The sequence below is a fragment of the Mycolicibacterium houstonense genome (assembly GCF_900078665.2).
Classification (GTDB): Bacteria; Actinomycetota; Actinomycetes; order Mycobacteriales; family Mycobacteriaceae; genus Mycobacterium; species Mycobacterium houstonense.
The window spans coordinates 2,049,789-2,072,965 of record NZ_LT546207.1 but is presented as its reverse complement, the minus strand read 5'-3'; the positions used below and the strand labels follow the sequence as shown (position 1 = coordinate 2,072,965).

The window sequence follows — 23,177 nt, the reverse complement described above, 5'->3', positions numbered from 1 at the left end:
AATGTTGGGATGCAGCGGTTTACTTGATGAGCGCGGGGACGTCCATGCCGAGCCATTTGTTGTAGGACTCATCGGCGGCCTTGCTGATGTTGTAGTTCATGATGAAGTTGTTCAGGTAGTTGAGCCAGAGCTGGTCGCCCATCTTGATGCCGAACGACACGAACGAGGGGGCCAGTGCAGGCGCGTCGAGGACGCGTACCGCCTCGCCCTGGCTCGCGCGCACGCCGGCGACCACCGCCGTGCTCTCCATCAGGGCGTCGACCTTTCCGCTGCGCAGGGCCTGGATGGAGTCGGCAACGGCTTCGAACAGGCTGGGCTTGGCCTGCGGGAACTCGGCCTCCAGGATCGTGGCGGGCACACTGCCGCGAGTCGAGGCCACGGTGCGGCCGGCCAGGTCGTCGTAGCTTCGGATCGGGCTGTCGGCCGGCACCACGACGAGTTGTCCCTCGGATGCGTATGGCCTCGTCAGGGCCACCACCTGGGCGCGTTCGTCGAGGTTGGTCAGCGCGGCGATGACGACGTCGGCTTTTCCGGTCTCCAGCATGGGAATTCGGCTGGCGTTGGTGGCGCTGACGAATTCCACCGTGGCGCCGAGTGAGTCGGCGAGTGCTCTGGCCTTGTCGATGTCGAAACCCTCGTACTCGCCGGAGCTGTTCATCACGCCATACGGCGGAGCGTCGGCGAATACGCCCACGGTGAGCTTCTTGGAGGTCAGCACGTTGGTGAGGACGCTGTTTTGGGAGGCGCCCGTCTGCCCCGAAGAGGTACAGCCGGCGAGCACCAGCGCGGTGATGGCGGCAAGGGCGACGAACACGGCGCGGAGGGCTCTACGCATGAAAGTCCTTTGTTCGGAAGATTTTTCAGGTCGAGGGCGGATCACCGCTCCGACCGGTTTGGATAAATCGGAGATTATCTATAATCTGTAATCTGCGCAACAGTGGAATGTGGCAGCGTCTGCGCCGGAACCGGCGCGAACGGCTGCATAGGATTGATGCCACTGGGGCATCCCTGGCGACCCTGTGTGAAGGAGAACGACCGTTGACGGAGGCGCTGGAACCGCTGGCCGCAGTCGCCCCGTTACCCGCGTCGCGACGGCATCAGATCGCGGACTGGCTGCGCGAGCAGATCGTGAAAGGCGGCCTGGCACCCGGCGCGCAGCTCAAGCAGGATGTGCTGGCCTCGCACCTGAGCACCAGTCCCGGTCCCGTGCGCGAAGCCCTGCGGCAGCTGGAAAGTGAGGGCTTGGTGCATCACATTCCCAATCGCGGGGCATTCGTGGCGACGGTGAGCGCCGACGAACTGCTGGGGGTGTTGCTTCCGGTGCGGTTGTCGATCGAGCAGTTCGCAGTGGAGAAGGCGAGCGTCGATCCAGCCGTGCTGGTCGAGCTGCGGCGGCTCGTGGCGCGCATGGACGATGCCGCGGCGGCCGACGACCTGGATCTGCTCAACGAACTCGACGTGCTGTTCCACGAAACGATCGTCAAGAGCGCCCACTCCGAACACGCCATGCAGCTGTGGGCCAGCGTGCAACCGCGCATCCGGATGCAGATCCATCGGCTCGCCAGGCGCCACGACAGCTTGTCGGCGATCCCCGAAGAGCATCGCGCACTGCTGCACGCCATCGAGACGGGTGGGCCGGACGTCCGCCGTTCAGCGCTCGACGACCACATCGTCGCCAGCGCCCGCGAGTTGCTTTCCGTCGCCGAGCCCGACTGACCGCCAACCAATCTCCGCGTTCAGCTTGCGTTGGGCCACGGTTCACGCCACGGTGTACGGATGACAGCGGCTGAGCCCAGTACCGACGGTTCCTACCGGGACCGGATCGCAGCGGTCGAACCCGGCGGCAACGAGTTCATCGCCGAGGCCGACCGGCACGGGAAACCCAGTCAGTTGTTCTGGACCTGGACCTCGCCGAACCTCGAATTCGCCACGATCTTCCTCGGGGTGCTGGCGGTTTCCGTGTACGGCATGACGTTCTGGCAGGCCGTGGCCGGGCTCGGAATCGGCACCGGCCTCGGGGCGCTCGCGCATTACTTCCTGTCCAAGCGCGGGCCGTTGCACGGCGTTCCGCAGATGGTGCTGGGCCGGCTGGCATTCGGCTTCCGGGGCAATGCCGTGCCGTCGCTGCTGATGACGGTGACCGCAGGCATCGGCTGGTTCGCCACGAACAGCGTCAGCGGGGCGTTCGCGTTGTCGACCCTGCTCGGCATCGCGCCGGTACTGGCCCTGGTGCTCGTCGTGGTGGTGCAGACCGCGTTGGCGGTGTTCGGGCACAACCTGGTTCAGGCGTTCGAGCGTTGGGCCTTCCCGGTGCTCGCGGTCATCTTCGCGATCACCTCGGTGGTGATCCTGAGCAAGGCCGACCTCGGGGCCCCGGCGGTGACCGGCGGGGTGGGCGGCACGGGTGGCTTCCTGCTGACCGTGGGCACCGCCTTTGGCTACGTCGCTGGCTGGGCGCCGTACGCCGCCGACTACACCCGGTACCTGCCTCGGTCGGCGGCCGGGCCGCGCACCGGGTTCTTCGCCGCCGCAGGGCTGTTCGTATCGTGCATGCTGCTGCAAACCGTCGGTGCGGCCTCGGTGACCATCGGCCCCGCGGTCTCCGACAATCCGACCACCGCGTTCACCTCCGAACTGGCCCCATGGCTGGCGAGTCTGACCCTGCTGGCCATCGCCATCGGGGCGATCGCCGCGAATGCGATCAACATCTATTCGGGCGCAATGGCTTTCGTGACCATCGGGATCAAGCTGCCGCATCACATCGCCCGGGCCCTGGCCACCGGGTTCTTCGGCGTCGTCGGCTTCCTCATCGCCTGGTGGGCGCTGGCCGACGCCGCCGCCAGCTACGAGGCCTTCCTACTGATCATCGCGTACTGGATCGGCCCCTGGCTCGGGGTGATGTTCGCCGACGAATACCGGCGCAGGGGCGCGCCTGTCGCGCAGTTCCTCTATGACCGGTCCTACACCAACTGGCCCGGACTGGTGTCATTCTTGGTCGGCCTCGTGGTATCGGTGACACTGTTCTGTAACCAGGCGAAGTTCGTCGGGTTCGTCGCGCGAGAGGTGCCGCAGTTGGGTGACATCACGTTCTTCGTCGGGTTCCTGATCGCGGGCGGCTGCTACCTGTTGTTGCGCCGCTCGCGCCCGATCACGGAACAGGTGTCGGCATGACCCCACAACAGATGCTCGACGTCGCGGTGTCCGAAGCCCGAAAAGGGTTGGCCGAGGGCGGGATCCCCATCGGTGCCGCACTGTTCAGCTCCGACGGGACACTGCTGGGATCCGGCCACAACCGCCGCGTGCAGAACGACGACCCGTCGATCCACGCCGAGACCGACGCCTTCCGGGCCGCCGGGCGCCAGCGCGGCTACCGGTCCACGATCATGGTGACGACGCTCTCGCCGTGTTGGTACTGCAGCGGCCTGGTCCGTCAGTTCAACATCGGCGCCGTGGTGATCGGGGAGAGCCGGACCTTCACCGGCGGGCACGACTGGCTGGCCGAGCACGGGGTGGCGGTTACCCTGCTCGACGACGAACGCTGCGTGGCGATGATGGAGGAATTCATCGCCGAGCGACCAGACCTGTGGGCGGAGGACATCGGCGAATGAGCGCCATTGCAACAGTTGACCTGTCCCGCTGGTACGCCGGTGGGGCCGAGGCCGACGCGGTCGCCGCCGAGGTGGACGCCGGCCTGCAGCGGGCCGGGTTCATCGTGGTGACCGGACACGGCGTGGACACCGGACTCGCGGCCAAGGTGCGGACGGCCAGCCGGGAATTCTTCGGCCTACCCGACGAGGTCAAACAGCGCTATTCGGTCCCGGTCGGCGGGCACGGCTGGATCGGGCCCGGCGCGGAGGCCAACGGCTACGCCGAGGGCACCGAGACCCCGCCCGACCTGAAGGAGAGCTACAGCCTGGGCGCCGAGACCGCGACGGGCGACCCCGAGGTGGACCGGATCTGGTTCGCGCCCAACGTGTGGCCGGCCGAGGTGCCCGCGCTGCAACCGTTGGTCGACGAGTACACCGCCGCCATGCGGAAGGTCTCCGACGAGCTGCTGGCCCTGTTCGCCCACGCTCTCGGACTGCCGGCCAATCCCTTTGCCGCGCTGGCGAACCGACCGACCTGGACCATGAACATCAACCACTACCCGCCGGTGAGCGTGGTGGGGGAGCCCGAGCTGGGCCAGTTCCGCATCGGCCCGCACACCGACTTCGGCACGGTGACCATCCTGGACCGCGAGCCCGGTGCGGGCGGCCTGCAGGTGTACTCCGAGCAGGAGGGCTGGGAGGACGCGCCGTGGGAGCCGGGATCGCTCACGGTCAACATCGGTGACCTGCTGGAGTATTGGAGTGGCCGGCGGTGGCCGTCGGGCCGGCACCGCGTGCTGCCGCCGCAGCCGCACGCCCCCGAGGAGGACCTGGTCTCGCTGATCTACTTCTACGAGGCCAACCACGACGCACTGGTCACCCCGCTGGAGCCGCCGATCGGCAAGGTCGTCGGTCTGGAACCGGTGACGTCATCGGCCTTCATCAAGGAACGCCTGGACGCCATCACCCTGGCCTAGCTTCACGTCGACGGCATCGAGATCGGCCAGTTGCTGCTCGCTCAGCACCAGGTCGCCGGCCGCCAGGTTCTCCTCCAGGTGGGCAATCGACGTCGTCCCGGCGATGAGCAGGGTGTTGGGCGCGTGGGCGAGCAACCATGCCAGCCCTACTTGTGCGCCGCTGACGCCTTTTTCCCCGGCGATCCGTTGCACCACAGCATTTTCGGCCACCTTCGGAAAACCCGGGAACGCCGAACCGAGGGGGAAGAACGGCACCCAGGCGATGTCCTGTTCGCGGCACAGCGCCAGTTCGTCCTCATGGCTGCGGTCGAGCAGGCTGTAGGAGTTCTGCACGCACACGATGCCGGCGGGCAGCGCACGGCGCAGGGTGTCCAGGTCGACGTTGCTGATTCCGATCGCACCGATCTTGCCTTCGTCGCGCAGTGCCACCATCTCGGCCAACTGATCGTCGAGGTCGACGAGCTGATCGCCTTCGGCGGAGAGACCGGGGCCGATGTCGGCGCGGCGCAGGTTCGCGACCGGAACCTGCTCCAGCCCGAGACCCGCCAGATCCAGTTCGACGGCGGCGCGCAGGTCGGCCGGATGCTGGGCGAGTGCCAGGGGAATGGGCCCGGTGGCGGACCGGGCGCCCACCTTGCTGACGATCACCAGATCCTCGCGGTACGGGGCGAGTGCATCGCGGATGCGCCCGTTCACCACGCCGTCGTCGTAGAAGGACGCGGTGTCGATGTGGTTGACACCCAGTTCTACCGCGCGGCGCAACACGGCGGTGGCGTCGTCGAGGGGAAGTCCGTGTCCCAGGCCCATGGCGCCGTAGCCGATCCGTGCCACGGTGTGTCCGCCGATGGTGCCGGTGCCGCCTGGGTGCGATGTGGTCATGGTGCGCTCCTGGAATGCCATACTGACAACGATGCGGAGGATCCTCCGCTTGTACGCTAGCAAAACGGAGGAGCCTCCGCTATGGCTGAACGGGCTGATGCGCGGCGCAACAGGGAGCGCCTGCTCGCGGCCGCCGCGGCAGCGTTCGCCTCATCAGGCGGGCCCGTCTCGCTGGAGGCCATCGCCCGTGAGGCCGGTGTCGGCATCGGGACGCTCTACCGTCACTTCCCCAGCCGCGAGGCCCTCATCGAGGCCGTCTACCGTGCCGAGTTGGCCGAAGTATCCGCGTCCGCCGCCGACCTGTCCGGCCGGTACCCGCCGCCGGTGGCGCTTCGCCGGTGGATGGACCGCTATGCGACGTTCGTCGCCGCCAAGAAGGGCATGGCCGAATCACTGCGCACCATCTTCGAATCCGGCGCGGTCGACCATCGCGACACCAAGGCGAGCGTGACCGGTGCGGTCCAGACCCTGCTCGACGCCGGCGCCTCCGATGGCAGCCTGCGCAGCGATGTGCGCGCCGAGGACGTGGTGTCGAGCCTGCTCGGGATCTTTCTGGCCAGCGGCTCGCCCGAGCAGGTGCAGCGAATGCTCGATCTGCTCCTGGCAGGTGTGCGAGCTGGTGAGGCGAAGGCTTGACGTGCTACTGACCAGTTAGGGTTACCGGCATGCGCGTCTACATCGGTGCCGACCACGCCGGATTCGAGTTCAAGCAGACCATCATCGAGCATCTGAAGAAGACCGGCCATGAGCCGATCGACTGTGGTGCCTACACCTACGACGCGGATGACGACTATCCGGCATTCTGCATCGACGCCGCGGTCAAGACCGTCGCCGATCCGGGCAGCCTGGGCATCGTGCTCGGCGGCTCGGGCAACGGTGAGCAGATCGCCGCGAACAAGGTGCCCGGCGCCCGCTGTGCCCTGGCCTGGAGTGTCGAGACCGCCAAGCTGGCCCGCGAGCACAACAACGCGCAGCTGATGGGGCTGGGCGGGCGCATGCACACCGAGGAAGAGGCGTTGGCCATCGTCGACGCGTTCCTGTCCACGCCGTGGTCGGAGGCCGAGCGTCACCAGCGCCGCATCGACATCCTGGCCGAATACGAGAAGGACCACGTGGCCCCGCCGGTTCCCGGCGCGCCTGCCTGAACCATGCCCGAAGGGCACACTCTGCACCGGTTGGCCCGGCTGCACCAGAAGCGCTTCGGGCGGGCACCAGTGGTGGTGTCCAGCCCGCAAGGCCGCTTCGCCGACGGTGCGGCCGCGGTCAACGGGCAGGTGTTCAAGCGAGCCTCGGCCTGGGGCAAGCACCTGTTCCATCACTACGACGGCGGCCGGGTGGTGCACATCCACCTAGGTCTCTACGGAACCTTCACCGAGGCGGTGACCCCGTTGGGGCTTCCGGTCGGCCAGGTGCGGATGCGGCTGGTGGGCGCCGAGTACGGCACCGACCTGCGCGGCCCGACGGTGTGCGAACTGCTCGCCGAACCCGAGATCGCCGACGTGGTGGCCCGCCTCGGCCCCGACCCGCTGCGCAAGGATGCCGATCCCGGACTGGCCTGGTCACGAATCAACAAGTCGCGCAGGACAATCGGTGCGTTACTGATGGACCAATCGGTGATCGCCGGGGTTGGCAACGTGTACCGCAGCGAACTGCTGTTCCGTCATCACATCGACCCGTACCGACCGGGGACGCACGTCGGGCAGGACGAGTTCGCCGCGATGTGGACCGATCTCGTCGAGCTGATGAAGGTCGGGGTGCGCCGCGGCAAGATCGTGGTGGTCCGACCCGAACACGATCACGGCGCGCCGTCCTACGGCCCCGGCCGGCCGCGCACCTATGTATACCGCCGGGCAGGGGAGGCGTGCCGGGTGTGCGGGGCCACCGTCCGCACCGCGGAGCTGGAGGCCCGCAACCTGTTCTGGTGCCCTGACTGTCAGGTGTAGGCGAGGCTAGAAGCCGCCGAAGTCTCCGAAGTCGCCACCGAAATCGCCGCCGCCGTCCCAGCCGCCGGCATCCATGCCGCCCCAGTCGCCTCCGGCGTCACCACCGCCGTCGAAGCCTCCGCCGTCGGCGCCACCGTCCTGGCCCGCGGCAAAACCGTCGGAGTAGCCGTCACCGTAGCCGCTCTCGAAACCCTGTGCGCCGTAATCGACTCCGTGCATGCCCGAGAACAATGCGTCGAACAACAGGACCGAGCCCAGGCCCCAGGCACCGGCCACCAACGCCGGCTTCCACCACGGTTCGGAGTACCAGCCGGCGGGTACCGGACGTCCGGCCACCCGGCCACCGGGGTAGTAGTTCGGGGTGCGTTCCGAGGGGGAGGGCGACGCCTCGATCTCGCGGCCCTCGAAGTTGATCCGCCGGTCCTCGGTGACCGAGCCGGCCGAGCGCTGCCCGCTCAACTGCTCCAACTCGGGACCGGGATCCATCCCCATCGCGGTGCGGGCGGCCCGCACGTAGTAGAGGCCTTCGATGGCGCTCTCCTTGGCCAGCTCGGCCTGCTTGGGGGTGGTGGCCTGATCGATCTGGGAGGACGCCGCGGTGTAGCGCTCGGAGGCATCGGCCAGCGCCTGCTTGGACGCATCGTCGGAGCCCGTGAGGTTGAGCACCTGGCCGCCGAGGCGCTCGATCAGCCGGCGGGCGTCGGCCTTGGCGTCAGCCAGTGACTCCGCTGAGCGCCGGCCGTTGGCCTTCGACGAGGTGTAGACCACGAACGCGATCGCGGCGATGACCAGGATGATGAGTACCAGCAGAACGCTGTTCATGGCGTCCAGCGTACCGACGGAAAACGGTGTTTCCGGGTCCTCGAAGAGAACTCAAATTACGCCGAGAGCGGAGTACACCTCGTTGGACAGCGCGACCGTCCGAGGGTCGGCATTGCACTTGGTGGCGTCGAAATAGTTCATCACGTAGGCGTAGCCGATCCGGTGCTCCAGATCGACGAAGGCGAATGAGCCACCCGACCCGCCGTGCCCGAAGATGCCGGTGTTCGGGCCGGCCAGCCCGCGCTGGTTGAGCATGTAGCCCAGGCCCCAACCGTGGTCGGCGACCCGCGCACCCAGCACCACGTCGGCGTCGAATCCGCCCTGCGAGACCCGGCAGCGCTCCATGTGCTCGCGGGTCAGCAGCTTCTCCTGGGCCAGCGCGTTGTAGAAGGTCGCCATGCCGAGCGCCGAGACGTGAGCGTTGGTGCTCGGGAATTCCGCCGAGCGCCAGGTGCCGAGGGCCTGCACGCCGAGCTCGTCGTCCGGCACGAAGTCCATCGACACTGCCCAGCCGGCCATCGGATGGTCACCGAGCGACGCGGGCGGTTCGTTGACCCCGTTGTCGGCCAACAGGCTGCGCACCGACGGCTTGTTCACCATCTCCGCGCACCGGTGATGCTGCCAATCGGGTAGGCCGATGTGGATGTCGGCGCCTAACGGTTCGGCGATCTCGGTGCGCAGATACTGGCCCAGGGTGCGGCCCGTGACCCGGCGCACCACCTCACCGAGGATGAACCCGAACGTCACCACCTGGTAGCCCTGCGCGGTGCCCGGCGGCCACCACGGTGTCGCGGCCGCGATGCGATTGCACACCGCGTCCCAGTCGGTGACCTGGCGCCAGTCCATCGGTTCGCGCGGGCCGATCACACCGGAGCGGTGGCCCAGCACCATTGCGATGGTGATGTCCTGCTTGCCGCACTGGCCGAACTCGGGCCAGTACCGGGCCACCGGCGCATCGAGGTCGATCTCGCCGCGGTCGGCCAACAGGTGGATGCAGGTGCTCAACAGGCCTTTCGACCCGGAATACACGCTGGCCAGGGTGTCCTGCTCCCAGGGTCGGGTGCCTGCCGCGTCCGCAGATCCGCCCCACAGGTTGACCACCAAATCACCCTCGACCCAGACCGCCACCGCCGCGCCGATTTCGTTGTGCTCGGCGAAGTTGTTCTCGAAGGCATCGCGCACCCGGGCGAACTCGGGCGTGCAGAAGCCGTCGATCGCATCGATCGGCTGACTTCTCAACGACCCTCCAGCGGTGAGCAACGGACGTGTGCGACAGCTCGGCAGAATGCGGAGATACGTCACTGCCCGATGCTAGGGGCGGCCCGTTAACAGAATCGACGGTCGCCGTCGGATCGTTACGCGGTTGGCGTCAGGTCTGCCCCGATTCGACGCCGGATCGAGACCGGTGACCCCGTCGTCACAGCTCGGGCCCGCTACATGCCGCCCATTTGCCGCTGGATTCGGTCTTGGTGATGATGACCGTCCCGTCGATGCTGACCTTGCACGTCACGGTCTCGCCCCAGAACGCATTTGCCAACAAATGGAAAGATGCGTCTCGCTCGCCTTCGAATGTCTTGGTCCACGGCAGCGGAACTTCGGTGTCTCCGCTTGAGGCACCGCCGTTGTACGAGTGGCTGATCAATGCGGTAGTGCCGGTTCCGGTCACCTCGTAGGTGTAGGTGACGGTCCGGTGCAGGTCGTAATACTTGAAGCCGAAGACGCCGCCGACGGCCACCACGATCACGGCGACGATCGCGAGCAGGACCCAAGGCCACGCCTTTTTCTTCTTGGGCGGTGGGAATGGCCCGTAGTAACCGGGCCCATAGGGCTGACTCGGATAGGGCTGGCCGGGATAGCCCTGGGGCGGCATGTTCGGGGGCGGCATCTGGTGCCAACCGGCGTCGCCGTGCGGGTAGTTCATTCACGCCCCTCTTCTCGTCGGACCGGATCGAGCCGAAACGGCCCGTCTGAGTGTGCGTCATCGCCGGCCCAACTCGGCCAAGCCGGGACCATGCAGTTCGGCGGCGACCGCGCCGACGCGTCCGGTCATCGCCAGCAACAGTGCCTCACCCGGGCCGTGAATCTCGGGTCCGCGGCCGGCCGACCAGTCGAGGTCGGTGGCGACCAGTCGCAGCCCGCGGGTGTGCCAGGCCCCGCCGATCACCGGGCTGACCCGGGCGTACGTCAGGGAGGCCCGAAGCGCGTCGGGCGGGACGGTCCGGGGTAGGCCGAGCGGACGCCGGATGTCTTGCTGATGGATCAGGCATTCGATGAGCGCGACCCGGCAGCCGTACAGCGCCCCGGCGCCCGACGGGTCGACGCCCGCCCGCATCAGGGCGCGAAGTTCGTCAGGTCCGGATCCGGCGCCGCCTCGTAGCGCACGGTCGTTGAGCCGGTCCACCCGCCCGCGTGCGGCCAGCATCGCCGCGGTGAGGCCCAGACGGCTCTGCCCGAGGTAGGAAAGGGTGTGGGCGGCGACGTCACGGACGGTCCAGCCGACGCACAACGTGGGTGCGTGCCACTGCTGCGGGCTCAGCCCGTCGAGCAGGTCGGCGAATTCCTCACGTTCCCGGCGGGCCAGAGCGCGGACGCTGATCATCGGGTTACAGGAATCGGCTCGCGTTAGGGGTAAATCCGCTGCAGACTGCCTTCGCTCCGCTGCCGGTAACGGTGTCGCTGTCGACAAGTTCGCCGTCAACATGCACCTCACACGTGACCATTTCGCCGTTCGCAGCGGGAGACACCTCCAACACGTACGCCTTGGATGGGGTGAACGTGACTTCCTTGGTCCAAGGCAAAGGCACGTCCTCGCGAGTGGTGTCGCCGTCGCGTACCGAATACCGGACGGCGGCGGAGTTCCCCGTACCGCGGACCTGATACGTCACCGTCCAGGTGCGCTTTGATTCCACGGCGACGAAGGCGACATAGCCGCCGACGCCCAAGACGATGACGGTCAGGATCGCGAGCAGAACCCAGAGCCAAGCCTTTGACTTCTTGGGTGGTGGTGGCGCGTAGTAGCCAGGGGCGTAGGCCTGCGGATAGGGCTGGCCCGGATAGACCTGGGGCGCCATGTTGTGTGGTGGCATGTGCTGCCAGCCGTTGCCGCCCTGCGGATAGTTCATCGGCGTCCCCGTCGCTCGAAACCTGATCGGCCACGACGATCTAAGCAGGCCCGGGCGCACGAGCTTGCTTCCGGAAACAAAAAACCGCCCGGTGAGGGCGGTTTTGTGGAGCGGGCGACGGGAATCGAACCCGCGTAGCTAGTTTGGAAGACTAGGGCTCTACCATTGAGCTACGCCCGCATGTGCAGCACCAGCACTGTACCGGTGTGCCCCCGATCAATGCCAATTGAATGCTCCGTGCCCTGAGCACGTAGTATCTCGCGTGGTTCATTCGCGGGTTTTGCCGCAGCGGGTCGACCACCACCACGGGGTGTAGCGCAGCTTGGTAGCGCATCCGCTTTGGGAGCGGAAGGCCGCAGGTTCAAATCCTGTCACCCCGACTCACCCGCCAGTACGACCAGGACTATCTAGGAGCAGGAAGAGTGAAGAGCACAGTCGAGCAGTTGAGCCCCACCCGGGTGCGCATCAATGTGGAGGTGCCCTTCACCGAGCTTGAGCCCGACTTCGATCGCGCGTTCAAGGCGCTGGCCCAGCAGGTTCGCCTGCCCGGCTTCCGTCCGGGCAAGGCCCCGCGCAAGCTGCTGGAAGCCCGTGTCGGCCGCGGTGCGGTGCTGGAGCAGGTCGTCAACGACGCGCTGCCGAGCCGCTACAGCGAGGCGGTCACCGCCTCTGACGTCAAGCCGCTGGGTCAGCCCGAGATCGAGGTGACCAAGCTGGAGGACGGCCAGGAGCTGGCGTTCACCGCCGAGGTCGACGTGCGCCCCGAGATCACCCTGCCCGAGTTCGACGCGCTCAAGATCACCGTCGACCCGATCGAGGTGAAGGACGAGGAGGTCGACGCCGAGCTGCAGTCGCTGCGGGCCCGTTTCGGCACCCTGACCGGCGTCGAGCGCGGCGCCCAGGAAGGCGACTTCGTCTCGATCGACCTGTCGGCCACCGTCGACGGCACCGAGGTGCCCGAGGCCGCCACCGAAGGCCTGTCGCACGAGGTCGGCTCCGGCCAGCTGATCGAGGGTCTCGACGAGGCCATCACCGGTCTGAAGGCCGGCGAGTCCAAGGTCTTCACCACCAAGTTGGCTGCCGGTGAGTTCGCCGGCAAGGACGCCGAAGTGACGGTGACCGTGAAGTCGGTCAAGGAGCGCGAGCTGCCCGAGCCCGATGACGAGTTCGCCCAGCTGGCAAGCGAATTCGACACCATCGACGAGCTCAAGGAGAGCCTCACCGACCAGGTTCGCCGGGTCAAGAGCGTGCAGCAGGCCGAGCAGATCCGCGACAAGGCGATCGAGGCGCTGCTGGAGCAGACCGAGGTTCCGTTGCCGGAGAAGATCGTTCAGGCCCAGATCGACGACACCCTGCACAACGCGATCCACGGCCTCGACCACGACGAGGACAAGTTCGCCGAACAGCTGACCGAACAGGGCAGCAGCCGTGAGGAATTCGACGCCGACAACAAGTCGAACGCTGAGAAGGCCGTCAAGACCCAGCTGCTGATGGACGCTGTCGCCGACAAGCTGGACATCCAGGTCGGTCAGAACGACCTCACCGAGCGCCTGGTGCTGATGTCGCGTCAGTACGGCATCGAGCCGCAGCAGCTGATCCAGATCCTGCAGCAGAACAACCAGCTGCCGGCCATGTTCGCCGACGTGCGTCGCGGGCTGACCATCGCCGCCGTGGTGCACGCGGCGACCGTCACCGACACCGACGGCACCGTGATCGACACCACGGAGTTCTTCGGCCCGTCCGAAACGCCGCAGGCCGAGGGTGAGGAAGCCGGCGACGACGAGGCTGCTGACAAGTCCGCCGAAAAGGACGCCGACGCCGCCGAGTGACGCTGTGAGCGAACGCGCCCCCGTACGGGAGTGCGTGAGGCCGCAGTTTCGTTAGTGTCGTCAGTACCGCGTTCAAAGACGTAGTAGAAAGCAGGTATCCAGTCGTGACTGACATGCGTGGCGCCGGGCAGGGACTCAACCTTGTCGACTCGGTGTACGAGCGTCTGCTCTCCGAGCGGATCATCTTCCTGGGCTCTCAAGTAGACGACGACATCGCCAACCGGCTGTGCGCGCAGATCCTGTTGCTGTCGGCGGAGGATCCGACCAAGGACATCCACCTCTACATCAACTCGCCGGGCGGATCGATCAGCGCCGGCATGGCCATCTACGACACGATGGTGCTGGCGCCCTGCGACATCGCCACCTACGCGATGGGCATGGCGGCCTCGATGGGTGAGTTCCTGTTGGCGGCGGGCACCAAAGGTAAGCGTTACGCCCTGCCGCACGCCCGGATCCTGATGCACCAGCCGTTGGGTGGCGTCACGGGCAGTGCCGCCGACATCGCGATCCAGGCCGAGCAGTTCGCGGTCATCAAGAAGGAAATGTTCCGGCTCAACGCCGAGTTCACCGGCCAGACGATCGAGCGCATCGAGGCCGACTCCGACCGCGACCGCTGGTTCACCGCGCAGGAAGCACTGGAGTACGGCTTCGTCGACCACATCATCACCAGCGCCAACGTCAACGGCACCGGACCGGGAGCAGGACTAGACAAATGACCGACCACACTGATCCCCGCTTGGCGCCGCAGGCGCGCTACATCCTGCCGTCGTTCATCGAGCACAGCAGCTTCGGCGTCAAGGAATCCAACCCGTACAACAAGCTGTTCGAGGAGCGCATCATCTTCCTCGGCGTGCAGGTTGACGACGCGTCGGCCAACGACATCATGGCCCAGCTGCTGGTGCTGGAGTCGCTGGATCCCGACCGCGACATCACCATGTACATCAACTCGCCGGGTGGTTCGTTCACCTCGCTGATGGCGATCTACGACACCATGCAGTATGTGCGGGCCGACATCCAGACCGTGTGCCTGGGGCAGGCCGCCTCGGCCGCCGCCGTCCTGCTGGCCGCGGGTACCCCCGGTAAGCGTCTGGCCCTGCCGAACGCCCGGGTGCTGATCCACCAGCCGTCGCTGTCCGGTGTGATCCAGGGGCAGTTCTCCGACCTGGAGATCCAGGCCGCCGAGATCGAGCGGATGCGCACCCTGATGGAGACGACGCTGGCCCGCCACACCGGTAAGGATCCGGAGGTCATCCGCAAGGACACCGACCGCGACAAGATCCTCACCGCCGAGGAGGCCAAGGACTACGGGATCATCGACACGGTCCTGGAGTACCGCAAGCTGTCCGCGCAGAGCAGCTAGACCCGACTTCACGTCACGCCCGCCCCTGGAGCCCAACGGCACCAGGGGCGGGCGTGATTTGTCGGTGTGACTAGCTCGCCCACGTCATTGAGCGGAGCTGGCGGCGCGAGGTGATGCCGAGCTTGACGAAGACCTTGCGCAGGTGCCATTCGACGGTGTGCGTGCTGATGAACAGGTGCGCGCCGATCTCGTGGTTGGTGAGGCCGTCGGCGGCCATCCGCGCGATCTGGGCCTCCTGGGGGGTGAGTTCGTCGCCCGTGGTGACCGGTTGTTTGCGAACCTTGTCCCCGGCGGCGACGAGCTCACGGCGCGCGCGTTCGGCGAAGCCGTGTGCCCCCATCCGGATGAATCGCTCGTGTGCGTCGTTGAGGTGCTCGCGGCCGTCCAGGCGCCGGTTCATGCGGCGGAGCCACTCGCCGTAGAGCAGGCCGGCCCGCGCGCGGTAGACCTTGATGCGGGTTCGGTCCAGGCATTCGATGGCCTCACGGTAGTGCGGCTCCGCGTGCTGGTCATCGGCCGTCAGTGCACGGGCATACGCGACGAATCCGCGCGCGAAGTCGGCTCGGCTGCCGCGGCCTCGATCGCTCACCCGCTCCGCCGCCGACCGTGCGACGTCGAGATTTCCGGTGCGCGCCGCAGCTTCGGTCAGCTCCAGCAGGCACCACCCGTGGAAGCCGAGGTTTTCGAAAACGCAGGCCTGACGCGCGGCGACAAAAGCCTCCTCGTATCGCCCGAGGCCGTTGTAAAGAATGGCGCGGAGACCGTCGATGCCGTCCAGCGCGCGGCCTTCCCCTCTGGCGGCCGCGACGGCGGCCGCCTCGTCGAACAACCCGCCCGCGTCGTCCGGAACGCCACGCCAGGCCGCCAGTGACAGTGCGTGATATCGCAGGGGTGCGGACCCGGCGGCCGCGCTGATCGAGCTTGCCTCATCCAAAAGCCGTGTCGCCGAGCTGAATTCGCCGGAGAACACGTCGACGCCGGCCCGGAAGGCGAGAGCCGAAGGAAGCACGGCGAGTGCGCCCGCGTCACGTGCCTGTCGCACCACCACCGTGGCCAGTTGGTGCCACAACGCGTCATCCCACAGTTCGACGGCGGCCACGTCGGGAATGATGGTCAGGCCCAACGTCGTCCAGCGCAGCGCATGCCCTTCACCCGCTGTGTCGTTGCACATGAGCTCCAGTGCGGTGCGTAGCGGGCCGGCCGCGGCGTCACGGTCACCGGAGATCTGATGCCCCATGCCGCTCAGCAGCAGGTCGATCGGACGGTGGAGCTCAGGCAAGCGCCCGACATCGGCCAGTGCCGCGGCGCCGGCCTCGACCATGGCACCCGGATGGCCGAGACGACCGGCGTACATGGCGGCGGCCAGGGCCTCCATGTATGCCTCCCCGGTCTGCGTGTCGTCGAGGTTATCCAGTTCCCTTGCGGCGCTGAGCAACTTCGCCGCGGCGTCGGCCAGCGGCGCGGCTGAACCAGCGCCGCTGCGACTGCGGACGAAGTCCATCTGGGCTCGAAGACGCGTTGCCTCTGCCCGTTGCAACGGGGACAGCGGTGCCAGCTCGGCGATGGCCAGCAAGTCGTCGGCCTCAGTCGACGCCGCCGCGTCCCGTTTGGCCTGCGCGGCGGCCAGCGCGCGAGCTCCGCGGACGGCAGGGTCCGACGTCAAAACCGTTGCGCGCCCGAGAAATGCGGCTGCAGCGGCTATTCCGCCCCGGCGCTGGGCCCGGCTCGCCGATGCTTCGAGCTGCGCGGCGACGGTGTCGTCGGGGCCCGTCGCGGCGTTGGCGGCATGCCACGCGCGGCGATCGGGATCGGACTCCGGATCAGTGGCGCCTGCCAGCGCCCGGTGACTCGCCCTGCGGTCGTTCAGATCGGCTGCGCGATAGGCCGCCGAGCGCATCAGCGGATGGTGAAACCGCATGCGGGCACCGATCTCGATCACACCCGCGGACTCGGCCGGGGCCAGGGCGTCGACGGGCAGGTCCAGCCTCGCCGCCGCACGCAGGAACAGCGCGACGTCACCCAGCGGTTCGGCCGCCGCGAGCAGCAACAACCGCTGGGTTGGTTCGGGGAGGGCGTGGATGCGCCGGATGAAGTCGTCCTCGATCGCCGCGGTCGATGAGCGTTTGCCCGAGATCCAGATGCCGCCGGCCAGCTCCGCGGCGGAGACGTTTTGAGGCACTTGCAGGATGGCGAGCGGAATTCCGCGCGTCTCGGCCACGATGCGGTCGCGTACCAGCGGATCGATTCCGCCCGTCATCACCGATTCGAGCAGTTCCCGCGCGTCGTAGTCGGACAGACCCGTGAGGTGCAGTTCGGGCAGACCGTTGAGGACTTGCGGCGGTTCTCGCACCGCGAACACCATGGCGACCGGCTCGGCCAGCAGCCGGCGAGCGACGAACCCCAGGGTCTGGATCGACACCTGGTCCAGCCATTGTGCATCGTCGATCACGCAGAGCAGGGGTCGGTCATGAACGGCGGCGCCGATCAGGCTGAGCACGGCCAACCCGACCAGGAAGCGGTCGGGCGCGGGCCCGACACCAAGCCCGAAGGCCACGGTCAGCGCCTGACGCTGCGGTTCCGGCAACTCGTCGACATGGCTCATCAGCGGCGCGCACAACTGCTGCAGGCCCGCGTAGGCCAGCTCCATCTCGGACTGGACGCCGGCCACCTCGACACGGCGAAACCCGGAAGCCAGCTCGGACAGGCATTCCAGCAGCGCGGTCTTGCCGACCCCCGCCTCGCCGCGGAGCGTCAAGATTCGGCAGTGACCCGATCGGACGGTCGAGACCAGGCTTCGAAGCGCCTCGCATTCGCCGGCCCGACCGTGTAGACGTTGTTCCCGACCTTGACTCATAGGGCTCCGCCGCGTCTGTTCTGCAGGGAACCCTACCGCCGCTCCGCGACCCGCGGAGGCCGGTGATTCCGGATCGGGTATCAGCCGTCGATGAACGTGACGGTCTCGGCGAGCGGCGCCCGACCGGTACGGATGTAGTCCACGGACACGTCCTCGTAGCCGATGGACATTCCGCAGAACAGCACGAGGTGCTTCGGGGGCGCGACAAACCCCGCCACCGTCTTGTGCACCTTCGCCCACGACATCTGCGGGCAGCTGTGCAGACCCTCGGCCCGGAGCAGCAGCATGACGGTCTGCAGGTACATCCCGAGATCTGACCACTGGGGCAGGCCCAGGTCGCGGTCGATGTAGCAGAACAGCGCCGTCCGCGCGCCGAAGCAATCCCAATTGGCGATGGCAGCCCGCTGCCGGGCCTCCCAGTCCTCGCGGGCGATGCCGAGCGCGCTGTATCGCTCTGTTCCGAACGCCGATCGTCGGTCGCCGTAGGGCGATTTCAGGTCGGGCGGATACATCACGTACTCCGGTTCGTCCCACGGATCGCCGGCCGCGACGCGCTCGACGGCGAGTTTCTTGAGCTGCGCCAGCGGTGCGCCCGTCATCACGACGATGTTCCACGGCTGGATGTTGGACCCGGACGGGGCCCACCGCGCAGCGGACAACACCCGCTCCAGGGTCTCTCTGGGAACGGGCTGATCGGTGAATCCGCGAACCGCCCGCCTGCTGGTGACAGCCTCATACACGTCCACATTCATCTCCTTGTCCGGCCGAAGCACGTCCACCTCAGCCTTGCGGCCCGCGAGGACGAACACACCCTTGGAAGTACGTGGTTTGGCCGGTGCCGGCGGGTTGTTGCTGGTCGTGCGGTCGATGAGCGGTTGGTCGACCTTGTCGCGGCAGCCCGGTGCCGTGGGATGTTCGCCCAGCGTAGGAGTAGTTTCGCTCAGCGCTGAGGGCGTCGTCGCGGCACGGCGCGCTATCGTGGATCGGAGCGAGTGCCAGGCTGTCGCTGGACCGTTCCGGGATTTTCGTCCGACGACACCGACGACACGCCAAGGACACAGTCAGCGTGCCGACGGGTGGCAAGCCACCAGGAGCGATATGTTCTCCTGCACACGGAACAAATACCACCGGAGCGATTCGGCCCTATCGGTCGCACCGCGACGGAACGAACGGGTAGCGTCGGGTTAACGCCCGAGGTGACCTAGCAAGAGGCGTAAGCGACCGACCGCGAAGGAAGTAGGACCCCCCCACATGGCGCGCATCGGAGACGGCGGTGACCTGCTGAAGTGCTCGTTCTGCGGCAAGAGTCAGAAGCAGGTCAAAAAGCTCATCGCCGGTCCCGGCGTGTACATCTGCGACGAGTGCATCGACCTGTGCAACGAGATCATCGAGGAGGAACTCGCCGACGCTGACGACGTCAAGCTCGACGAGCTGCCCAAACCCGCGGAGATCCGCGAGTTCCTCGAGGGCTACGTCATCGGCCAGGACACCGCGAAGCGGACACTGGCCGTGGCGGTCTACAACCACTACAAGCGGATCCAGGCGGGGGAGAAGTCCCGCGATTCGCGCTCAGAGCCGGTCGAGCTGACCAAGTCGAACATCCTGATGCTGGGCCCGACCGGCTGCGGTAAGACCTACCTGGCCCAGACCCTGGCCAAGATGCTCAACGTCCCGTTCGCCATCGCCGATGCCACAGCACTCACCGAGGCCGGTTATGTGGGCGAGGACGTCGAGAACATTCTGCTCAAGCTGATTCAGGCGGCCGACTACGACGTCAAGCGCGCCGAGACCGGCATCATCTACATCGACGAGGTCGACAAGATCGCCCGCAAGAGCGAGAACCCGTCGATCACCCGCGACGTGTCCGGTGAGGGCGTGCAGCAGGCCCTGCTGAAGATCCTGGAAGGCACCCAGGCGTCGGTTCCGCCGCAGGGCGGCCGTAAGCACCCGCACCAGGAGTTCATCCAGATCGACACCACCAACGTGCTGTTCATCGTGGCGGGCGCATTCGCCGGTCTGGAGAAGATCGTCTCCGACCGGGTCGGCAAGCGCGGTCTGGGCTTCGGTGCCGAGGTGCGGTCCAAGGCCGAGATCGACACTCAGGACCACTTCGCCGAGGTGATGCCCGAGGACCTGATCAAGTTCGGCCTGATCCCCGAGTTCATCGGCCGTCTGCCGGTGGTGGCCTCGGTGACCAACCTGGACAAGGAATCCCTGGTCAAGATCCTGTCGGAGCCGAAGAACGCCCTGGTGAAGCAGTACGTCCGGCTGTTCGAGATGGACGGCGTCGAGCTGGAGTTCACCGATGAGGCGCTGGAGGCGATCGCCGATCAGGCCATCCATCGTGGCACCGGTGCCCGCGGTCTGCGCGCCATCATGGAGGAAGTCCTGCTGCCGGTGATGTACGACATCCCGAGCCGCGACGACGTCGCCAAGGTGGTCGTCACCAAGGAGACCGTGCAGGACAACGTGCTGCCGACCATCGTGCCGCGCAAGCCGTCGCGGTCTGAGCGCCGCGACAAGAGCGCGTAGGTCCTACGCCGGCTCGACACCGAGATTGCACTGAGGGTCGTGATCCCCACCGGATCACGACCCTCAGCGCATTTTCGACGAGTTCTCAGCGCGTCACGCGGTCCGGCCGGGTGTAGACGTTCATCGACTCGCCACGCAGGAAGGCGACCAGCGTCAGCCCGGACTGGCTGGCCAGATCGACGGCCAGGGACGAGGGAGCCGAGACCGCGGCCAGGATCGGGATACCTGCCATCACGGCCTTCTGGGTGAGCTCGAACGAGGCACGGCCGCTGACCAGCAGCACCGTGGCGGCCAGCGGAACCCGGTTGCTTTCCAGAGCCCAGCCGATCACCTTGTCCACCGCGTTGTGCCTGCCGATGTCCTCGCGAACGACGAGCATGGTCCCGTCGACGGTGAACAGCGCCGCCGCGTGCAGCCCGCCGGTGCTGGCGAAGACCTTCTGGGCGTCGCGCAGTTGCGTCGGCATCGCCGAGAGCACCGATGCGGACACCGTCGCCGGGTCATCGCCGGGACAATGTCTGCTGCTGAGCCGCACCGCCTCCAGCGATGCCTTGCCACACACTCCGCACGACGAGGTGGTGTAGAAGTTGCGCGTCACGTCCACCTCGGGCTTCGGCACGTGAGGCGCCAAGGTCACGTCGAGCACGTTGTAGGTGTTGACCCCGTCCTCGTCGGCGCCGCGACAGTACCGCACCGTCACCACGTCGTCACGCTGCGCGATCAGACCTTCGGTGAGCAGAAATCCTTGGGCCAGTTCGACATCGGCGCCCGGGGTGCGCATCGTGACCGTGATGGGGGTGCCGTCGACCCGGATCTCCAGTGGCTCCTCGACCACCAGGGTTTCCGGGCGGGCCTCGGCCGTCGCGCCGGTGAGGTGATGGGCGCGGCGGCGGGCGGTGACCCGGCCCACTACGTCACCCCCGGCTCGCGGCGCTGCAACCGGATCACGACGGCCTTGGACACCGGGGTGTTGGACTTCGCCGCGGTGTGGTCCAACGGCACCAGCGGATTGGTTTCCGGGTAGTAGGCGGCGGCGTTGCCGACCGGTGTCGAGTACGGCACCAGCAGGAAGTCGTCGGCGCGGCGCTCCTGGCCGTCGAACTCCGAGATCAGGTCGACGCGGTCATCGGGCCGGAATCCCAACCGCTCGATGTCGGCGGGGTTGACGAATACCACGCGGCGCCCGCCCTTGACGCCGCGATAGCGGTCGTCCAGGCCGTAGATCGTGGTGTTGTACTGGTCGTGGCTGCGCAAGGTCTGCAGCACCAGCCGTCCCTCGGGCACCGGCACCCACTCCAGTGGGTTCACCGCGAAGTTGGCTTTGCCGGTGTGGGTGGGGAATTCGCGGGAATCTCGCGGCGGGTGGGGCAGCTGGAACCCGTCGGGCTGACGCACCTTGGTGTTGTAGTCGGTGCAGCCGGGCACCACCGCGGCGATCGCGTCCCGCACGGTGTCGTAATCGGCGGCGAATTCCTCCCACGGCACCGGATGATCCGGGCCCAGCAGGGTGCGGGCGAGCTCGCAGACGATGCCCACCTCGCTGCGCAGCTGATCGCTGGGCGGGTGCAGGCTGCCTCGCGACAGGTGCACCATCGACATCGAATCCTCCACCGACACCTGCTGTTTGTGGCCGTTCACGATGTCGCGGTCGGTGCGGCCGAGGGTGGGCAGGATCAGCGCGGTCTTCCCGTGCACCAGGTGACTGCGGTTGAGCTTTGTCGAAATCTGAACGGTCAGAGCGCAACTGCGCAACGCTGCCTCAGTGACCTCGGTGTCGGGCGTGGCCGAGACGAAGTTGCCGCCCATTCCGATGAACACACTGGCCCGGCCATCGCGCATGGCACGGATGGCGTCGACGGTGTCGAAGCCGTGCTTGCGTGGGCTGACGATGCCGAACCGGGCGTCCAGTGCATCGAGGAACTTCTCGGGCATCTTCTCCCAGATGCCCATGGTCCGGTCGCCCTGGACATTGGAATGGCCGCGCACCGGGCAGACTCCGGCGCCCGGCTTGCCGATCATGCCGCGAAGCAACAGCAGATTCGTCGCCTCGCCGATGGTGGCCACCGCGTGCCGCTGTTGGGTCAGCCCCATCGCCCAGCAGATCACCGTGCGCTGGGAGGCCGCGAGCATGTCGGCGACCCGCTGCAGCTGACCCCGGTCGACCCCGCTGGCCTCGGTCACGACATCGAGGTCGACATCGCGGGTCTGGGCGACGTACTCGTCGTAGCCCGCGCAGTGGGCGGCGATGAAGTCGTGGTCGACGACAGTGCCCGGGGAACGGCTTTCGGCCTCCAGGAGCAGCCGGCCGAGCCCGGCGAACAACGCCATGTCCCCGCCGATGCGGATCTGCACGAACTCGTCGGCGATCGAGATGCCGTCCCCGATCACACCGCGCACCTTCTGCGGATCCTTGAACCGGATCAGCCCGGCTTCGGGCAGCGGATTGATCGCGACGATCTTGGCGCCGTTGGCCTTCGCCTTCTCCAGCACCGACAGCATGCGTGGGTGGTTGGTGCCCGGATTCTGTCCGGCGATGAGGATGAGGTCGGCCTCGGTGACGTCCTCGACGGTGACCGAACCCTTGCCGATGCCGATCGACTCGGTGAGCGCGGTGCCAGAGGATTCGTGGCACATGTTCGAGCAGTCCGGCAGGTTGTTGGTGCCGAAGCTGCGGACCATCAGCTGATAGAGGAACGCCGCCTCGTTGCTGGTGCGCCCCGAGGTGTAGAACAACGCTTCGTCGGGGGAGGCCAGTGCGTTGAGGTGGTCGGCGATCAAGCGGTAGGCGTCATCCCATTCGATGGGCCGGTAGTGGGTGTCGCCGGGTGCGAGAACCATCGGGTGGGTCAGCCGGCCCTGCTGGGACAACCAGTACTCCGGTTTGGTGTCGAGTTCGGCGATGCTGTGGCGGGCGAAGAAGTCCGGTGTCACCACGCGTTTGGTGGCTTCTTCGGCGACCGCCTTGGCGCCGTTCTCGCAGAACTCGGCGAGTTTGCGGCCGCCGTGCTCCTCTGGCCAGGCGCACCCGGGGCAGTCGAAGCCGTGCCGTTGGTTGAGCCGGGTGAGTGCGGCTGCCGTGCGTAACGGCCCCATCTGCTCGAACGCGCGCTGCATCGACACCACGACGGCCTTGACCCCGGCGGCTTCCTGCTTGGCGCCCGAGGTGACTACATCGTGGTCGTCGTAATCGGCAAGGACATCCTCGGCGCTGCTCATGTTCCCCAATCTAGCCCTTCGGCGCGTTCGTCCCGGTACAGCCGATGAGCTCGATA

The 23,177-nt window shown here is 67.1% G+C and carries 22 protein-coding genes and 2 tRNA genes; 12 read left to right on the top strand and 12 right to left on the bottom strand.

The features are described from left to right. Positions 1-19: 19 nt before the first annotated feature. A complete protein-coding gene (locus tag BN4332_RS10410) occupies positions 20-835 on the bottom strand; it encodes a transporter substrate-binding domain-containing protein (RefSeq protein WP_066898357.1) in 816 nt (271 codons plus the stop codon). A gap of 203 nt (positions 836-1,038) precedes the next feature. Between BN4332_RS10410 and BN4332_RS10405 the strand changes: the two genes are divergently transcribed. Genes BN4332_RS10405 through BN4332_RS10390 form a run of 4 tightly spaced genes read left to right on the top strand, consistent with a single transcriptional unit; the run spans position 1,039 to position 4,564 of the window. Next, the gene (locus BN4332_RS10405; RefSeq protein ID WP_066898356.1) at positions 1,039-1,716 is read left to right on the top strand and encodes a GntR family transcriptional regulator; all 678 of its coding nucleotides are present in this window, start codon (positions 1,039-1,041) and stop codon (positions 1,714-1,716) included. A 60-nt stretch (positions 1,717-1,776) separates the two neighbouring features. Further along, a complete protein-coding gene (locus BN4332_RS10400) occupies positions 1,777-3,171 on the top strand; it encodes a purine-cytosine permease family protein (protein WP_066898355.1) in 1,395 nt (464 codons plus the stop codon). Further along, on the top strand, positions 3,168-3,608 hold the full coding sequence (locus BN4332_RS10395; protein ID WP_066898354.1) for a nucleoside deaminase: 441 nt from the start codon (positions 3,168-3,170) through the stop codon (positions 3,606-3,608). Before BN4332_RS10400 ends, BN4332_RS10395 begins: the two co-directional genes overlap by 4 nt. Beyond that, positions 3,605-4,564: an isopenicillin N synthase family dioxygenase gene (locus BN4332_RS10390; protein WP_066898353.1), complete on the top strand. Its 960-nt coding sequence runs from the start codon at positions 3,605-3,607 to the stop codon at positions 4,562-4,564. Before BN4332_RS10395 ends, BN4332_RS10390 begins: the two co-directional genes overlap by 4 nt. Here the strand turns inward: BN4332_RS10390 and BN4332_RS10385 are convergent. Then, the gene (locus BN4332_RS10385) at positions 4,517-5,443 is read right to left on the bottom strand and encodes an aldo/keto reductase (protein WP_066898380.1); all 927 of its coding nucleotides are present in this window, start codon (positions 5,441-5,443) and stop codon (positions 4,517-4,519) included. The two genes, BN4332_RS10390 and BN4332_RS10385, sit on opposite strands and share 48 nt — an antisense overlap. 81 nt (positions 5,444-5,524) lie before the next feature. Here BN4332_RS10385 and BN4332_RS10380 point away from each other — a divergent pair, with 81 nt between their 5' ends. The 3 genes from BN4332_RS10380 to BN4332_RS10370 are packed head-to-tail and all read left to right on the top strand — an operon-like array spanning position 5,525 to position 7,386. Then, positions 5,525-6,079 carry a TetR/AcrR family transcriptional regulator gene (locus BN4332_RS10380; protein ID WP_066898352.1) on the top strand — a complete coding sequence of 185 codons (555 nt, stop codon included), beginning with the start codon at positions 5,525-5,527 and terminating at the stop codon, positions 6,077-6,079. A gap of 29 nt (positions 6,080-6,108) precedes the next feature. Next, positions 6,109-6,588 (top strand): ribose-5-phosphate isomerase, encoded by a 480-nt coding sequence (locus BN4332_RS10375; RefSeq protein ID WP_003879932.1) that lies wholly within the window; start codon positions 6,109-6,111, stop codon positions 6,586-6,588. A gap of 3 nt (positions 6,589-6,591) precedes the next feature. Beyond that, the gene (locus BN4332_RS10370; RefSeq protein WP_066898351.1) at positions 6,592-7,386 is read left to right on the top strand and encodes an Fpg/Nei family DNA glycosylase; all 795 of its coding nucleotides are present in this window, start codon (positions 6,592-6,594) and stop codon (positions 7,384-7,386) included. Between the two features lie 6 nt (positions 7,387-7,392). Here the strand turns inward: BN4332_RS10370 and BN4332_RS10365 are convergent, their stop codons facing one another. The 6 genes from BN4332_RS10365 to BN4332_RS10340 form a co-directional block, all read right to left on the bottom strand. Then, positions 7,393-8,208: a DUF1542 domain-containing protein gene (locus BN4332_RS10365; RefSeq protein WP_066898350.1), complete on the bottom strand. Its 816-nt coding sequence runs from the start codon at positions 8,206-8,208 to the stop codon at positions 7,393-7,395. Between the two features lie 51 nt (positions 8,209-8,259). Then, positions 8,260-9,447, bottom strand: a complete 1,188-nt coding sequence (locus tag BN4332_RS10360) for a serine hydrolase domain-containing protein (RefSeq protein WP_066898379.1) — start codon at positions 9,445-9,447, stop codon at positions 8,260-8,262. Between the two features lie 178 nt (positions 9,448-9,625). After that, the gene (locus BN4332_RS10355) at positions 9,626-10,129 is read right to left on the bottom strand and encodes a hypothetical protein (RefSeq protein WP_066898349.1); all 504 of its coding nucleotides are present in this window, start codon (positions 10,127-10,129) and stop codon (positions 9,626-9,628) included. A 57-nt stretch (positions 10,130-10,186) separates the two neighbouring features. Beyond that, on the bottom strand, positions 10,187-10,807 hold the full coding sequence (locus BN4332_RS10350; RefSeq protein WP_066898348.1) for a maleylpyruvate isomerase family mycothiol-dependent enzyme: 621 nt from the start codon (positions 10,805-10,807) through the stop codon (positions 10,187-10,189). Between the two features lie 4 nt (positions 10,808-10,811). Then, positions 10,812-11,330, bottom strand: a complete 519-nt coding sequence (locus BN4332_RS10345) for an MmpS family transport accessory protein (RefSeq protein WP_066898347.1) — start codon at positions 11,328-11,330, stop codon at positions 10,812-10,814. A 106-nt stretch (positions 11,331-11,436) separates the two neighbouring features. Then, positions 11,437-11,510, bottom strand: a tRNA-Gly gene (locus BN4332_RS10340). Positions 11,511-11,636: 126 nt separating this feature from the next. Between BN4332_RS10340 and BN4332_RS10335 the strand changes: the two genes are divergently transcribed. The 4 genes from BN4332_RS10335 (at position 11,637) to clpP2 (ending at position 14,519) form a co-directional block, all read left to right on the top strand. After that, positions 11,637-11,710, top strand: a tRNA-Pro gene (locus tag BN4332_RS10335). Between the two features lie 42 nt (positions 11,711-11,752). Beyond that, a complete protein-coding gene (gene tig / locus BN4332_RS10330) occupies positions 11,753-13,159 on the top strand; it encodes a trigger factor (protein ID WP_066898346.1) in 1,407 nt (468 codons plus the stop codon). Between the two features lie 113 nt (positions 13,160-13,272). Next, complete coding sequence (locus BN4332_RS10325; RefSeq protein WP_066898345.1) at positions 13,273-13,875, top strand: ATP-dependent Clp protease proteolytic subunit; 603 nt, start codon at positions 13,273-13,275, stop codon at positions 13,873-13,875. After that, positions 13,872-14,519, top strand: coding sequence for an ATP-dependent CLP protease proteolytic subunit ClpP2 (gene clpP2, locus BN4332_RS10320; RefSeq protein ID WP_066898344.1), 648 nt, complete (start codon positions 13,872-13,874; stop codon positions 14,517-14,519). The genes BN4332_RS10325 and clpP2 overlap by 4 nt, the downstream gene beginning before the upstream one ends. 70 nt (positions 14,520-14,589) lie before the next feature. Here clpP2 and BN4332_RS10315 read toward each other — a convergent pair whose 3' ends face one another. Together BN4332_RS10315 and BN4332_RS10310 are read right to left on the bottom strand one after the other, a co-directional pair. Then, entirely contained in the window at positions 14,590-17,373 is a 2,784-nt protein-coding gene (locus BN4332_RS10315) for a helix-turn-helix transcriptional regulator (protein WP_066898343.1), read from the bottom strand. A gap of 80 nt (positions 17,374-17,453) precedes the next feature. Next, positions 17,454-18,119: a nitroreductase gene (locus tag BN4332_RS10310; protein WP_066898378.1), complete on the bottom strand. Its 666-nt coding sequence runs from the start codon at positions 18,117-18,119 to the stop codon at positions 17,454-17,456. A gap of 505 nt (positions 18,120-18,624) precedes the next feature. Here BN4332_RS10310 and clpX point away from each other — a divergent pair. Then, on the top strand, positions 18,625-19,905 hold the full coding sequence (clpX, locus tag BN4332_RS10305; RefSeq protein WP_066898342.1) for an ATP-dependent Clp protease ATP-binding subunit ClpX: 1,281 nt from the start codon (positions 18,625-18,627) through the stop codon (positions 19,903-19,905). Positions 19,906-19,990: 85 nt separating this feature from the next. On the opposite strand, the gene fdhD is transcribed toward clpX, so the two are convergent. Next, positions 19,991-20,815, bottom strand: a complete 825-nt coding sequence (gene fdhD, locus BN4332_RS10300) for a formate dehydrogenase accessory sulfurtransferase FdhD (protein ID WP_066898341.1) — start codon at positions 20,813-20,815, stop codon at positions 19,991-19,993. After that, positions 20,815-23,121, bottom strand: a complete 2,307-nt coding sequence (locus BN4332_RS10295; protein WP_066898340.1) for an FdhF/YdeP family oxidoreductase — start codon at positions 23,119-23,121, stop codon at positions 20,815-20,817. The genes fdhD and BN4332_RS10295 overlap by 1 nt, the downstream gene beginning before the upstream one ends. Between the last annotated feature and the right edge of the window lie 56 nt (positions 23,122-23,177).

What these genes read in the sequence shown, in the direction of transcription:
- BN4332_RS10380 (WP_066898352.1), top strand. Translation starts at nt 5,525, where the DNA reads ATGGCTGAACGGGCTGATGCGCGGCGCAACAGGGAGCGCCTGCTCGCG.
- BN4332_RS10315 (WP_066898343.1), bottom strand. Translation starts at nt 17,373, where the DNA reads ATGAGTCAAGGTCGGGAACAACGTCTACACGGTCGGGCCGGCGAATGC.
- BN4332_RS10385 (WP_066898380.1), bottom strand. Translation starts at nt 5,443, where the DNA reads ATGACCACATCGCACCCAGGCGGCACCGGCACCATCGGCGGACACACC.
- BN4332_RS10325 (WP_066898345.1), top strand. Translation starts at nt 13,273, where the DNA reads ATGCGTGGCGCCGGGCAGGGACTCAACCTTGTCGACTCGGTGTACGAG.
- BN4332_RS10390 (WP_066898353.1), top strand. Translation starts at nt 3,605, where the DNA reads ATGAGCGCCATTGCAACAGTTGACCTGTCCCGCTGGTACGCCGGTGGG.
- BN4332_RS10400 (WP_066898355.1), top strand. Translation starts at nt 1,777, where the DNA reads ATGACAGCGGCTGAGCCCAGTACCGACGGTTCCTACCGGGACCGGATC.
- BN4332_RS10395 (WP_066898354.1), top strand. Translation starts at nt 3,168, where the DNA reads ATGACCCCACAACAGATGCTCGACGTCGCGGTGTCCGAAGCCCGAAAA.
- BN4332_RS10345 (WP_066898347.1), bottom strand. Translation starts at nt 11,330, where the DNA reads ATGAACTATCCGCAGGGCGGCAACGGCTGGCAGCACATGCCACCACAC.
- BN4332_RS10355 (WP_066898349.1), bottom strand. Translation starts at nt 10,129, where the DNA reads ATGAACTACCCGCACGGCGACGCCGGTTGGCACCAGATGCCGCCCCCG.
- BN4332_RS10410 (WP_066898357.1), bottom strand. Translation starts at nt 835, where the DNA reads ATGCGTAGAGCCCTCCGCGCCGTGTTCGTCGCCCTTGCCGCCATCACC.
- BN4332_RS10365 (WP_066898350.1), bottom strand. Translation starts at nt 8,208, where the DNA reads ATGAACAGCGTTCTGCTGGTACTCATCATCCTGGTCATCGCCGCGATC.
- BN4332_RS10295 (WP_066898340.1), bottom strand. Translation starts at nt 23,121, where the DNA reads ATGAGCAGCGCCGAGGATGTCCTTGCCGATTACGACGACCACGATGTA.
- BN4332_RS10350 (WP_066898348.1), bottom strand. Translation starts at nt 10,807, where the DNA reads ATGATCAGCGTCCGCGCTCTGGCCCGCCGGGAACGTGAGGAATTCGCC.
- BN4332_RS10370 (WP_066898351.1), top strand. Translation starts at nt 6,592, where the DNA reads ATGCCCGAAGGGCACACTCTGCACCGGTTGGCCCGGCTGCACCAGAAG.
- BN4332_RS10375 (WP_003879932.1), top strand. Translation starts at nt 6,109, where the DNA reads ATGCGCGTCTACATCGGTGCCGACCACGCCGGATTCGAGTTCAAGCAG.
- clpX (WP_066898342.1), top strand. Translation starts at nt 18,625, where the DNA reads ATGGCGCGCATCGGAGACGGCGGTGACCTGCTGAAGTGCTCGTTCTGC.
- clpP2 (WP_066898344.1), top strand. Translation starts at nt 13,872, where the DNA reads ATGACCGACCACACTGATCCCCGCTTGGCGCCGCAGGCGCGCTACATC.